Raw genomic sequence first — 12,739 nt, forward strand, 5'->3', positions numbered from 1 at the left:
CGAGAAAAACATGGCCATCAGTTTGCACAAAAGGTACTGCTCGGGAAGAGCCTTTTTGCCACCTCCATCCATCAAACGACACAATGCCAAAGTGATTCAGCATCTGTCGTATGGCTCTCAATCTCCAATAGGGAATCGGCACGCGCCGAAGCTCTCCAATGCGCGCAAGTGATCGCACCATCACACATTCTGTGCACGACGCAGCTTTCTCTAATTCAAACCGTGAACTTCGCCGGCAGCAAAACGCCGCACTTGATCGCAAGGGATTCGCTTGTGCCGCAAACCCGGAATCGGGCGCAGAATTTCACGGGCAATTAATCGATAGATGGTTGGCTTGCTGACTCCAAGAGCAGCGGCCGACTCTTCCACCGAGTAGGTCAGACGCTCAATCGTTAATCGTGGAGGGGAAGAACCGGTATCCATATTCCATTTAGGGTTAACAGGTCACACGACGATTCTAGGCCGTAGGACATCGCTACGAATGACACCCGGACGAGTTGGAGAAGAAACCCTTTCCTTTCTTTCATTTATTGCTTTCTTAGCCGCTTCTTGACTTGGAGGTATATCAGCTTCGACTGTTGAGCTAGATTCTGTGGTGAGATCCCCGGAGCCGGGCGCTTGGGGCCGGGTCAAGTCCAGCGTTTCGACCAGCTCTGCCTGGCGCGCGACGGCCTCGTGGTAACGAGCCTCGTGCTCAAATGGGCGATCCACCAAGGCCGCGATTTCTCCGATTGATTTCTTGGTCTGCGTTAACTGTTCCTGCGCCCGCCCGATCCGTTCTTCGATGGAACGCATGGCGTGCTCCAAGGAACCGATGATTCCCGCCGGGCTGATTGAGACGTTGCCGTCGTAGGTCATGGTTCCATGCAATGTGAGCTTGTCCGGCACGGTGGGCCGAAATGCCAAACGGAAGCCCGCGAAGTGCCCCAACTCCACCGGTCCGCGCGCATGACGCTGGCGATCCACCAAGCCGATCAATGCCGTTCCCGCCTCGGCTCGATCCCCATACGTGCGGCCGACCAGTTTTATGACGAACTTATCACCGTGGGTATCCACCCGGCGTTCAAGGTCAGTTCGATGCCCGACGATGGCGCGCTCCAGCCGTTGCACATCCTCTTCCATCATCCGCAGCCTTCGCCGGGCGTTGTATTGATCCTCGCCATGCTGACCACGGAGCCGCCCGAGACGCATCACTTCGGCATCCACTTTCGCTTTCTCAATCACGAGCGGATTGCCGGATGCGATCGCTTTCACCTCGGCATAGGTCAACGCCGGTGAATCAAGGTCCTCGATCCGCCGGGCCGAGCATTCTCCGGTCATGATCTGGGCGATGAACTTCGCTTTCGTTTCGAGCGTTTGCCACATATACGCATCGAAACTGCCCTCCGTCACGTAGCGGGTGATTTGCACCACGGGATTGCTGTTTCCCTGCCGGAGAATCCGACCTTCGCGTTGTTCGATGTCGGCAGGCCGCCAAGGGGCATCCAGGTGATGCAAGGCCACCAGCTTGGCCTGAACGTTTGTGCCAGCGCCCATTTTTGCGGTCGAACCGACCAAGATGCGGACCTTGCCGGAACGGACATTTTTGAAGAGGGTCAGCTTGGCCGCATCGCTGTCGTAGTCCTGAATGAACGCGATTTCGGCAGCGGGAACGCCGAGCCTGACCAACTTGGTTTTGATGTCGTCGTAAACAGAGAAACCCTGACCGGGACCTTTCGGGGTGGAGAGGTCGCAAAAGACAAGCTGCGCGAGGCGTTGCTCGCGCGACGAATCCCAGATCGCGAAGATTTCCCGCACCGCCTGGTTTACCTTGAAGGCCGGATTGTCCTCAAGCGGGCCGAGCGCGAGTCGAAGGTCGAGCGCCGCTTTCCTGCCCTCGCCAGTAATTTTGAGCATATTGTCCTCCCACGGCGGCACGTGATTGGTTTTGAGCCTCTCTGCCCGAGCGGCCAGGGAGGCGACCAACGCCTTCAACTGGGGCGTCGCAGGTGCGCGCACGATCCGCGGGCGTCCGCCCTCGATTTTCGGAATCGGCAGTTTGAGCATGTCCGCAGTCTGAATGTCGGCCACCTGCCGGAAGATGTGCATGAGCTCGGGCACGTTCACGAAGCGAGCAAACCGCGTATTCAATCGATACCCGGCGCCGTCCGGAGCGAGTTCGAGTGCCGTGACCGATTCGCCGAAAGTCGCCGCCCACGAATCGAAATGCCGCAGATGTCGGCTCGCCAGCGTGTCCATTTGCAGGAAGCGCTGCATGGTGAACATCTCCGCCATCGTGTTCGTGATCGGCGTTCCAGTCGCGAACACAACGCCTCCGCCGCCGTTGGCACGCTGCACGTGCTGCACTTTCAGGAACATGTCAAAAGCGCGTTCCGAGGCCGTCTGCGGAAGGCCTGCCACGCGCGTCATTTTGGTGACATAGAAAAGATTTTTGTAGGCGTGGGCTTCATCGACAAAAAGGCGGTCCACACCCAACTCCTCGAAGGTCAACGTGTCGTCCTTGCGATGTTCCGCCGCCAAGGTCTTGAGCCTGGCCTCCAGACGCTTCTTGGACGCCTCCAGTTGCTTCACCAGCCGCGTGCCCGAGTCCTGTCCTTTTTGCTCCCGAATGCAGGTTTCGAGATCATCGAGCTGCTCCTGAATAAAACCTTTCTGGGCCTGCGACGATATGGCCAGGCGCTCAAAGCCGGAGTGCGTGACAATGACGGCATCCCAATTATTGGTGGCGATGCGGCTCATCAATTCCCGCCGGCGTGCGCTCTCGAAATCGGCTTTTCCTGCCGCCAGAATATTCGCGGCGGGATACAGCGTGAGCAGTTCGGACGAGAACTGTCCCAGCATGTGATTGGGCACCACGAAGAGCGGCTTTTGGCCAACCCAAGCCGCTTCAACTCCATCGCGGCCGCCACCATCGTATAGGTCTTGCCTGCGCCAACAACATGGGCCAGGAGCGTATTCGGTGTCTGGAGAATCCGCCACACCGCCGCTTTCTGGTGCGCGTGGAGCGCAATGGCCGGGCTGGCACCAGGCAGCGTCAGGTGATCGCCGTTGAACGAGCGTAGCCGATAGCAATTAAACTCACGATTGTAGGCCGCCACGAGACGTTCACGCCGCGCATCGTCGCTCCAAATCCATTCAATGAAGCGGTCTTTGATCTTCTGCTGTTTCTCTCTCGCGGCCTCCGTCGCGACAACGTTGAGATGAGCGACTTTCTTTTCGTCATAGTCATAGACCGTTGGCGTGCGAAGATTGAGCGCATGTTCCAGCAACTCATGGGCAGGCACCCGTTCGGTTCCCCATTCGCTCCGGTTGGCCACTCCCGTCTTGGCGTAGTAACTGGCCTCGACACTCCACAATCCGAGTTGCGCAGCATGACCGACCTTCACGTCCTCACGGCCGCTCCGCAGCAGTTCTCGCGCGAATTGGGCAATATCCGATGCCGGAATCCAGACCGCGCCCAGCCGGGCGTCGATCTCATTGGCTGCGAGCGGGTCGGGTTGCACGGCCCGAAGCGCTTCGACATTGCCATGAAACCGTGCGTCGCGCTTCGCAGCCATCTCGGCCTTCGCCAGCTTTTCGCGAACGTTGCCGGAAAGATACTCGTCCTCGGGCTCCCAACACCGGGTGTCGGGATTGAGGAAGATGAGCCCTTGCAGGTCCGGCAGGAACTGATCCGGAGGCTTGCCCAGCAGCTTCGCGATGTGGTCGAGATCAACGCGACTCCGCTCATTCAGCGTGACCACCAGAGCTTCGCGCGGGCTCGCCACTTGCTCAATGGGACGGCGGTGATCGATGGTGCGCTCACGGAAGATCGCCGTCTTCGTCGCCGTATCGTTGTCCTCATTGTAGTTTTCGAGCGAGAGCAGCAGCGGTAGATCGGGATCGCCAACGAAAGCGCGAACATTGGCTGACGAAGAGATCGGGCCAAATTGCCCAACGAACCGATCATACGCCTCATCGAGTCGTTCCCGCGTCGCCAGAATGGCCTCTTCGCTTTGGTTTTGAACTTGTACCGCGAGGCACGCGCGCGCGGCCTCTCTCACGCGTAACATCCCGCGAATCCGGCGCAGGGTTTGGGCTGGAAGATCCGTCAGGACGACCAACTCGGCGCCCTCCCTTTGTCCGAGGTCTCCGTCGTCCAGAGCAATGTAGGCCCCCGGCTTCAAATTCGCTGGTGCGGGCAGCGTCTGTTTCGCCGCCAAGCCGGTTGCCGATCGGTAGAGGCCGGTTGGCAGCGACTGGATCGCCCGCGTCAACGCCGTGCTCAAATCCCGGCCGTCGTCGCCGAGTTCGGCCTCATCCCGCCCATACATACCATGTTCCCGACGTTGCATTTTACCGAGCATGTGCTCGGGATGGGCGTGGTAATATTCGTTTACGAAGAGGGGCTCTCCTTTCTCGACTTGGAGCGGCCGACTCTCCAACCAGGCCAATCCGCCGGGCTTTTCTCCCGGAAGTCGCTTGCGCAGGAACACAATGTCGGTCGTCACCCGCGTATTCGCATTGTGCAGGAAGGCGGTGTTGGGCAACCGCAACGCCCCGACGAGATCGGCCTCCCCGGCGAGCAATCCGCGCAAGCCGTCTTCCCGTTTATCGAGTGTGCCCCGGGACGTGATGAATGCGACCAATCCCCCGGGACGCACCCGTGCCAGCGCGGCGACAAAAAAGTAATCATGAATACGGAATCGCCGTGCGTTGAAACGTGGATCGTGGGGGCGATAGTCGCCGAAAGGGATGTTCGAGACCGCCAGGTCGAACGAATTGGTCGCGAGGAGCGCGGTCTCGAATCCCTCCGCCCGAATGTCAGCGGCGGGATAGATCGTCCGAGCCAGCCGGGCGGTGAGCCCGTCAAGCTCGATTCCGGTGAGCTGCGAACGCCCGTGCATTTCAGGCGGCATGAAGCCAAAAAAGTGACCGAGTCCGCAGGCCGGCTCCAGAATCTGGCCTCCCCGGAACCCCAGCCGTTCCAAGCCCGCATACATCGCCCGAATCACGGGCGGCGACGTATAGTGGGCATTGAGTGTCGAGGCGCGTGCTGATGTGAATTCCTCCGGCGTGAGCAGGTTCCTCAGCTCGGCCTGTTCCGCCGCCCACTGTGGCGCTTCCTTTTCGTCGGCGAAGACCTGCGGCATTCCGCCCCAGCCGACGAAACGGATCAGGATGGACTTGTCCTCGGTGGTCGCCGAACGCTGCTCCGCCTCAATCAGGCGAAGGCGTGCAATGGCCGCGACATTCTGCCGATACTTCTGCTTCAGGGATCCGGTCCCGACTTGGTCGGTCTCGGTCGGACGGTAATTTCGTCCGTTGAACTGCGAAATCAGTTCTGCTCCGGGGGAAGCAGGATGTATTTCTCCCGCACCAGTTCCCACGCCCGGCTGTGCGCCTGTTCCGGTGTCAGCCCCTGCTTGCGAAAGTCCCGCAGGAGTTGATCCATTTCTTCCGCCGTGCGCTCCTGCGCTTCCAGCAGGGCTTCCTGTAACCGGCCCTCCGTTTCCAAGCCACGTACCATCTGCGGGCAATGTTCCCGCCAATGGGCTTCCGCCATCCGTCCGTATGCGAGGAGTCCGTTCATGGGTTAGCTCGGCAAAGAAATCGAGTTGATCGTCGTTGATCTTCCTTAGCGCCATGCCTCATCTCGATTCAATCATTATTCGCCGCACCGTCGGACCGTTGCGGGCGGCGGGTTTTCGCTCGTGCTGCCGAAGTTCGATCAATCGCGACTCATCCAGCGCCGAGCGCACGATGGACAGCTCCTGACCTTCGACCGTCACGATTTCCTGACCAGCGGTGATAACGAGTCGCTCCGGATTGCCGGCGATATGCTCCCACCGCTTCAACTCGCCAATGGGAAACGAGACTACCCGGTCGCTGAGCACGAACCGCACGGCTCCCGCCGTCTGATGCTCCGACGCCAGTTCACCCCACACATGCGGCGCGGGCGGAGCCAACGGCACCTTCGTGGGATGCTGATGAATGCTCATGCCACCACACCTCCTGCCACCATCCGGATGCCGGTCCGAACCGGACGCAAAGCGCGGTTAGCCGGTGGAGGCATTTCGAGCACGAGTTTGCGGTCACCGGATTCCATCATCGCCTCGCGGGCGGCCCGCTGGTCGGCGACGTAGATTTTCTGACTCTCCCGAAAACGGGAGTTGGAGACGTAGGCTTGTTTCAGATCGGCCGCCAGGATGCCCGCGCGTCCCAGTAATAAGATCCCATGATCGACGGTCTTGCCTTGGGCCGCGTGCGAGGTCGTCGCATAGCCATGCGAAAACTCCCGAAACAAGGAAGGAATCGAGCGCCCATCTCGCAGGGTGATGCTCCCGTCCGGCGCAAAACCAGCGACCTCAACCAAGTCTCCGTTGCGCAGCCGCGCCGTCTTCTGATTGGCCCGAATCAAAAGGCGGTCTCCGGCTGCGACCTCAATCTCGCGCCGAATTCCGACATCGAAACCGCGATTGTGACACGGGCTGAACCATGCTTCTCCGCCATCCTCAAAGCGCAGCAGCAGAACCGCGCCATCACGCCGCACAACCGTGAGTTGATCCCCTTTGGCATACGAACCCGACGAGCGATGAAACAGCAGCACCTGGCCCGGCTGATAATTTCGCGCGTCCCGCATTTGCGCCTTCGTCCATTGCAGCGAAAAGACCGTGGACAGGTGGCGTCCGTCGCCTTGCAAAAGGCCAGCCTCCCGCAGTTGACCGCGCACGATGTCGGTAAAGGCATGGATTTCTTTCCAGACCGGCGAAATCGCCAGGCAGCATTCGGCGCGGCGGACATGAGCGACGTAGGCGCTCGCGGCCGTTTGGAACAACACGTCCTCCTGCGGGATTTCCTTTACCGCGCCGAGCCGAGAAAAATGGTTGAAAGCCCCAAATGCGTCACCTTTGGCAAGCAGAGCCACCGCCCGGCGATACTCCGGCGAACGTTGCCGGCGGATTTGCGTCAGGCGGAAGACCGGCACCTGCGCGAATTTTTGCAGACAGCGCAAGGCGTCGCCGGCTTCGACTGAGGAATGCTGCTTGATGTCTCCAATCAGGATGACCCGATTGTCATTCGCTGCCGCCAGCCGACAGAGGTCTCGCATCTGCTTCACGGAAATCAAGCCGGCTTCATCCACGAGCAAGATGCGGTCGCGTGTGGCCCGTTGAAGCGATTCGTTGACGAGTAGTTGCTGCAACGTGTCGGCATGCGGGGTGAGTTCCTGACGCAGCACATCGGCCGCCCCGGAAGAAGGAGCGCACCCGAAGACCCGTCCGCCCGCCTGCTCGATGCCGGCCACGACTGACTTTAGGCTGTTCGTCTTCCCGGTTCCGGCATCACCGGCGAGGATCATCACCCGTGAATTGCAGCCAAGCATGCCCTCCACCGCCCGGCGTTGCTCTTCCGACAATTCCGCTCCGGCTGGAAGCGTGCCCAACGCACCGCAACTCGTCCGGCCGGCATTCGCCCAAGCGATGAACTCCTCTTCCGCCTGCAAGGCCGCGGTGGCGGCGATTTCCTCCCCCGCCTCCCGGAGGACACCGGAAGCAACCTGCTGCTTCAGGGCGACCCGCAGATCGGCGAGCGGCACGGAGCCTCGCCCGTAGATCAAGGCTTCCCGAAGCAGATCACGTGATACAACTACGGACTTGCGCTCGAAAACATGGTCCGCCGTCGCGGTCAGCGCCTCGTCGGCGCTCATCTCGGGCGGCGGAACCGGCTTGCCCATTGTGCCGGCAATCACGGTGCGCACGACGGCCAGGTCGTCGCCCGCCCGCGCTTCCCATCCCGTCCGCAAACTTGCGGACGTTGCGTGGGTCTTTGCCGCCCGCGTTTCCGCCGTGATGGCTTGAAGCTCGTCTTGTGTCGCGGCTCCGCGTTCGCGGGCCGCCGCCAGAATCTCCGTCCGCCGTTCGCTGAACTCCGTTCGCAGGCGTTCCGGAAATCCCCGAATGGTGAAACCGATGCCGGACTGGCGTTCGAGTTCGTAACCACCCTCGCGCATCCGTTGCGCGAGACGGTTGTAGCACACCTCGCGGAAATACCCCTGATGCCGGAGATACCCGTAGGGTTGGACGCCCTTCCAACGCTGCTCCGCCGAGTCGAAAGTGACGTTGAGAATGCACATGTGGGTATGCAACTGGGGATCGAGCGCCCGGCTGGAATCATGCGTGACCACCGCCGCCACCATGTTGCCCGTCACCCGGTCCGCGTTGACGCCGCCCCGTCGCACGCGGGTCGCTGTCACCGCCTCGACCTCCTGCAAGGTTTCCTGCACCGCTTCCTGCCACCACGCCTCAATCCGTCGATCACCGCCGACCAGCAGCGCAATCGAAACGTCCTTGGGCGCCGAAATCTGCCCGAAGTAACAGACTCGGCGTTTGGCTCCTTTGTCCCTTACTCCGAGTCTTTCTCCCGTTGCCGGATGCTGACCGGCACACAGTCGCTCCAATGCCTCCAATTGGCATACCCTGTTCAAACCCAACCGCGCGGCGCCTTGGCCGAACCAGACCATCTCCGCCTGACCTTCTTCAGTCAGATAGTCGCCCACGCGCAAATGCTGCCGGAAGTAGTTTACGGCGGCATCCACGCGAATGCAGGGCTTATCAAATCTAACCATGCTGGGAATGAAACATAAACCCATAAGAAAAGCGAGAGTAAACCCATAAAATTTAAGTTAGGGACGCATCCGCAGCAAATTTTTTTGCGCAGTTTACTGCTCATCATTCAAGGAACCGATGATCTCACTGAAGCATCCGCCTTAAACCTATCACCTATGAAATGCGTGACACGCCACCCCTAACGTCCGTTAGGTAGCGGAGCGAATTTCGCCACTACACCACTACTCGATCACCACTATATTGTCATTCCGGTTATTTATAAACCCATAATATTTTGTTTTACTTTAATCCCAAGAGAAACGATACTGCCCGCCAATGGATTCGCCCGAACTATATGCCCGACTGCTGGAGGATGCCCAGCGTTACGACCCGACCGCTCATAACCGCGGCCTGCTGGCTCCGTATCGCGACGTGCTCCTGCTCCAACGGGCGAAGTTCATGAGCTACGAGCAGATTGCAGCGACCTTGAACCGCCACGGCCTCAAGGTGTCACCCGCCGCCGTAGGCGTTTTTTGCCGGCGGAACTTTACCAAAGCCGAAATCGAGCGCGTCCGCCAATCGCCGTCGACCACAACGACGAATGTGGCTGGCAGACGACCGGCAGGCTCGTCAGCCGGCGCTCCAACTTTTGGGGTTTCCGCGCCGGGATCGAGCGTAGGGAGCTTGGGGAAACGCGGCCCCAAAATTGCCCGCGATAACTACTGACCAATGCAGCCATGAATCCGACGAAACGCATCATTCTCTTCCCTCAAGACAAAGGCGGCATCGGCAAGAGCTTTGTCGCCGCGCTGCTCTACGATTACTTGGGCGACGAAGGCGCCCGAGTGAAGGCATTCGATTTGGACCATGCCAATTCGACCTTCAACCGGCTCGTACCGGAGGCCGAGTTCATCGATACCGATGTGGACGTGGACAAGCTCGGAGTCCTCGACCGCATGGTCCACGCCTTGGACGACGCTGACACGGTACTCGTCGATAACCGTGCTACCGGCGGCGGCAAGGTGCTCGCTTATCTCGACGAGGCTCGGCTTCCGCAACTCCAAGGCGAACTGGATCTCGCCCTCGTGTTCGTCCTCATCGGCACCGACGATAAAGATGCGAATTCGCAGATCGCGGAATTACTCGACGCCTATGGCGAATGCGTGCGCTGGCTGGTCGCGCGCAACCTGCGCGACAGCGACACGCTCCCCCTGTTTACACAGAGTAATTCGCGCCGGCGTCTGCAAGAACTGGGAGCCGTCGAGATCGATGTCCCTTGTCTGTTCGAGGTCACACGCAACCGGCTCCAGCAGGCCAATCTCACCGTCGGACGCGGTCGCGCCAGCGAACAGCTTCATCTCCTCGACCGATCCCGTTGCGTCCGCTTCCACGAACGCATGGCGGCTGAGTTTACGAAAGCCCGAGCGCTGCTCATCGGATGAAGCCCGAGGATCTGATCGACCCGGCCAGTCTGCCGGAAGAATTACAGTGGGTATCGTCTCACTACCGCCTGCATCCCGATGATCCGGTCTATTTGCTCATCGCCTGGCACTGGCAACGGGTAAAAGCATCGGAGGACATCTTGCAGGCCGCCATTGTGGAAATGAAGACGGCCTTGGATGCGCGCATTGAAGTTTTGGCGGATTCCGCTGATGCTATCGCCGGAGTCAACGCCGTGCTCAACCAAATGCAGCAGGAAATGGTCAACCGTCCAGCGATCTTCGGCAAGGAGCTTGAAACGCAATTGCGGCAGCCGGTGACCAATGCCGTCGAACGCCTCCGGGCGATGGAAAAGGTTCTGGGCTTGGCCGCCCGGACATTCCGCGTTGCCCGACGTCGGCACCTCCTTGCCACTTTGCTCACCGGTGTCGCATTGGGCGCGATTGGTGCCATCGTTCTCTTTCGCGCATGAAGGCGGTGGGGGTGGTCGTCATTTGCCTAGGTGTGGCATTTAGCGCCCGGAGCCTGCTTCCGGGCATGCCAGGATACTGGTTGGCGGTGGCCGCGCTGGCACAGGCCATTTGGAGCGCATTTGAATCACTCGACCGATGGGGCGAATCGGCACAGCAGTTCGCGCTTGAGCTCTGGGGGCTCACTTGGACCCGGGACGAAGCGTGCTGCCATTTTCTCATTACGGGAGCGACCGGCACGGGCAAAACCGCACGAGCCGTCGTGCCCATCGTCCACGGCTTGCGCTCGACTTTGCCCGATACCGGCATTCTCGCGGTGGACTCCAAAGGAGCGTTGTGGAAACCACTTTCCGCGATGGCGCGCAGCTTGGGCCAGGAAGAAAGCCTGCGGCTCATTCGGGTGCGGCCGACGCATATTCCTCTTGGCAATTGGAGCCCTCCTCTGCGCCTGAATCTGCTCTCCATGCCCGACGTGCCATGGACCACCTACGCGAAGATGATTGTGGATACTGCGACGGCCGCCGGACAACGTGGCGGTCAGACGTTTTTCAAAGAAACCGCCCGCGATGTCATTACCCATGCGATGCACGCCCTCGAAGCGGCGGATTTGCCGGTGACTCTCGCGAACGTGCACGATATGATCTGCGTCTCCAGCGATCTCGCGATGGTGCTGGCCCGGCTCGCCGAGCGACCGGGTCGCGCCGCCGAAATGGAGCGGCAATACTTTAAGGATTTTGCCGAGCAACCACCTGAACAGAAGAGTGGCACGGTCTACACCGTAGCGAACTACCTGCGACCTTACACGCCGCCGGACATTGCCGAAGTCTTTTGCTCGGTGGAACCGAACTTCTCCCTAGCTGAGGTCGACGAGGGGCGGCTCATTTGTCTGTCGATTCCACAGACCTACCAAGTCGAACGCCGCTACCTCAATCTCCTCGCGAAGCAATTGTTCTTTCTTCATGCCTTCCGGCGGTTTGATCTCGAATCCGAGGAACTGCATCGACGCAATCTGATCGTGCTCGTTCTCGACGAAGGTCAGAAGACCACGCTTGTCTCCGAAGATGGTTTCGCTGACCACGCCACGGTTGATGAATTGCGTGAGGCGGGGGCTTGCCTGATTTCCGCGACGCAAACACCTTTGTCATTCTATGCCGCGTTCGAAACCGAGCGCAAAGCAGATGTTTTTATGGCCAACCTGCGCACGCAGATTCATTTTCGAGCCGCGGATGAGAAAGGAGCAAAGATCATCTCGGAAAAAATGGGCGGACGGGAACTCCGCCGATATAGTGGCGGTATCAGTGCCGGCCGGACATCGCGAAACTGGCAGATGATCGATGAGCCGTGGTTCAAACCCACGCAACTTCAGGCGTTGCCGGAGGGCAGGGCGGTGATCCGCCATCCCCGCCGCACAGGGAAACCATTTCTGCGTAAACTGCCGTTCACCGGGTTTACCCACGCCAACGACTTCGTGGCAGAACTGGCGGACTTCAGCACGAAACCGGTGCGGTGATGTCAATTTCGACTTGGGGAGCCGAGGCCAGTGCGAGTCAGTGTTCCCCGTCGGCGTTCGGTTTGGCTCCGATGCGTGGTCCGGTTCTTTGAAGCATGGGATCCCCGCGTCTCCAACGGCCATCCCACTGCTTCCAAGTAGTCTTCAACCAGGCCGCGAGCATCACGGCGACGGAGGGTATGGACGATCAGTGCGATTGGGTTGGGCGCCTTTTTGCCCATTATGCGTCCCAGGAGGCGAACAGCCTGCGTATAGATAGTATAATCGCTAAGGGGTAACGTGATAATGAGGTGAACGGGCGGGGACAAATGAGACATAGAACACTATAAGTTGAGGGTTGGATCAAGTGCTCCGCCCCGGCCTGACGACGGGAGCACCACTTTGCTGATTTTACGTGGCGATAGTGCCAAAATAAGCACTCCGTTTTTAGGTATCAATCATAGACCACCGTCCATCGTACGTCTTTTATTTATCCACGATTTTCTTGGGTTAAACCGTGCGAATTCGTGGCAGGTAGGCACGAGGCGGCACCCCGAACTGTCGTTTGAACTGAGCCGTCAAATGGCTGTGGTCCGAAAATCCAGTCATGTAAGCGACTTGATTGACCGTATAAGAGCCGGTTTTGAGGCTGCCCCGAATTGACAGACACAGGCAAAGGGGAAAAAGCAGAAGGAATCCTCATTAAGATGCAGTTAAGCAAATCCGTGATCAAATACGCAATCTATGACTTGTGT

Annotated in this window: 11 protein-coding genes; 4 read left to right on the forward strand and 7 right to left on the reverse strand. The window is 59.4% G+C overall.

The genetic code is table 11. The features are described from left to right. Positions 1-210: 210 nt before the first annotated feature. From OH491_RS26410 to mobF, 6 genes are read right to left on the reverse strand one after another with little or no spacing between them, the layout of a single operon-like run. The gene (locus OH491_RS26410; RefSeq protein ID WP_084441747.1) at positions 211-423 is read right to left on the reverse strand and encodes a helix-turn-helix domain-containing protein; all 213 of its coding nucleotides are present in this window, start codon (positions 421-423) and stop codon (positions 211-213) included. Between the two features lie 21 nt (positions 424-444). Further along, on the reverse strand, positions 445-2,841 hold the full coding sequence (locus OH491_RS26415) for a hypothetical protein (protein ID WP_342750767.1): 2,397 nt from the start codon (positions 2,839-2,841) through the stop codon (positions 445-447). Continuing rightward, positions 2,739-5,369: a hypothetical protein gene (locus tag OH491_RS26420; protein ID WP_342750768.1), complete on the reverse strand. Its 2,631-nt coding sequence runs from the start codon at positions 5,367-5,369 to the stop codon at positions 2,739-2,741. Before OH491_RS26420 ends, OH491_RS26415 begins: the two co-directional genes overlap by 103 nt. Continuing rightward, positions 5,318-5,572, reverse strand: coding sequence for a hypothetical protein (locus OH491_RS26425; protein ID WP_068768286.1), 255 nt, complete (start codon positions 5,570-5,572; stop codon positions 5,318-5,320). Before OH491_RS26425 ends, OH491_RS26420 begins: the two co-directional genes overlap by 52 nt. Before the next feature lie 58 nt (positions 5,573-5,630). After that, positions 5,631-5,981, reverse strand: coding sequence for a hypothetical protein (locus OH491_RS26430; protein ID WP_068768285.1), 351 nt, complete (start codon positions 5,979-5,981; stop codon positions 5,631-5,633). Beyond that, positions 5,978-8,575, reverse strand: coding sequence for a MobF family relaxase (gene mobF / locus OH491_RS26435; protein ID WP_334318946.1), 2,598 nt, complete (start codon positions 8,573-8,575; stop codon positions 5,978-5,980). The genes OH491_RS26430 and mobF overlap by 4 nt, the downstream gene beginning before the upstream one ends. Positions 8,576-8,921: 346 nt before the next feature. Here mobF and OH491_RS26440 point away from each other — a divergent pair, with 346 nt between their 5' ends. From OH491_RS26440 to OH491_RS26455, 4 genes are read left to right on the forward strand one after another with little or no spacing between them, the layout of a single operon-like run. Beyond that, entirely contained in the window at positions 8,922-9,311 is a 390-nt protein-coding gene (locus tag OH491_RS26440) for a hypothetical protein (RefSeq protein ID WP_145928457.1), read from the forward strand. A gap of 11 nt (positions 9,312-9,322) precedes the next feature. After that, entirely contained in the window at positions 9,323-10,027 is a 705-nt protein-coding gene (locus OH491_RS26445) for a division plane positioning ATPase MipZ (RefSeq protein ID WP_068768283.1), read from the forward strand. Next, positions 10,024-10,497 carry a hypothetical protein gene (locus OH491_RS26450; protein ID WP_068768282.1) on the forward strand — a complete coding sequence of 158 codons (474 nt, stop codon included), beginning with the start codon at positions 10,024-10,026 and terminating at the stop codon, positions 10,495-10,497. Before OH491_RS26445 ends, OH491_RS26450 begins: the two co-directional genes overlap by 4 nt. Continuing rightward, positions 10,494-12,005 (forward strand): type IV secretory system conjugative DNA transfer family protein, encoded by a 1,512-nt coding sequence (locus OH491_RS26455; RefSeq protein WP_068768281.1) that lies wholly within the window; start codon positions 10,494-10,496, stop codon positions 12,003-12,005. The genes OH491_RS26450 and OH491_RS26455 overlap by 4 nt, the downstream gene beginning before the upstream one ends. Positions 12,006-12,494: 489 nt before the next feature. Here the strand turns inward: OH491_RS26455 and OH491_RS28360 are convergent, their stop codons facing one another. After that, positions 12,495-12,674: a helix-turn-helix domain-containing protein gene (locus tag OH491_RS28360; RefSeq protein ID WP_145928687.1), complete on the reverse strand. Its 180-nt coding sequence runs from the start codon at positions 12,672-12,674 to the stop codon at positions 12,495-12,497. Between the last annotated feature and the right edge of the window lie 65 nt (positions 12,675-12,739).

Source organism: Termitidicoccus mucosus (genome assembly GCF_038725785.1).
Lineage (GTDB): Bacteria > Verrucomicrobiota > Verrucomicrobiia > Opitutales > Opitutaceae > Termitidicoccus > Termitidicoccus mucosus.

Bases quoted from the DNA above. Each gene is read 5' to 3' on its own strand.
- OH491_RS26410 (WP_084441747.1), bottom strand. From the start codon at position 423: ATGGATACCGGTTCTTCCCCTCCACGATTAACGATTGAGCGTCTGACC.
- OH491_RS26415 (WP_342750767.1), bottom strand. From the start codon at position 2,841: ATGCTGGGACAGTTCTCGTCCGAACTGCTCACGCTGTATCCCGCCGCG.
- OH491_RS26425 (WP_068768286.1), bottom strand. From the start codon at position 5,572: ATGAACGGACTCCTCGCATACGGACGGATGGCGGAAGCCCATTGGCGG.
- OH491_RS26430 (WP_068768285.1), bottom strand. From the start codon at position 5,981: ATGAGCATTCATCAGCATCCCACGAAGGTGCCGTTGGCTCCGCCCGCG.
- OH491_RS26440 (WP_145928457.1), top strand. From the start codon at position 8,922: ATGGATTCGCCCGAACTATATGCCCGACTGCTGGAGGATGCCCAGCGT.
- OH491_RS26445 (WP_068768283.1), top strand. From the start codon at position 9,323: ATGAATCCGACGAAACGCATCATTCTCTTCCCTCAAGACAAAGGCGGC.
- OH491_RS26450 (WP_068768282.1), top strand. From the start codon at position 10,024: ATGAAGCCCGAGGATCTGATCGACCCGGCCAGTCTGCCGGAAGAATTA.
- OH491_RS26455 (WP_068768281.1), top strand. From the start codon at position 10,494: ATGAAGGCGGTGGGGGTGGTCGTCATTTGCCTAGGTGTGGCATTTAGC.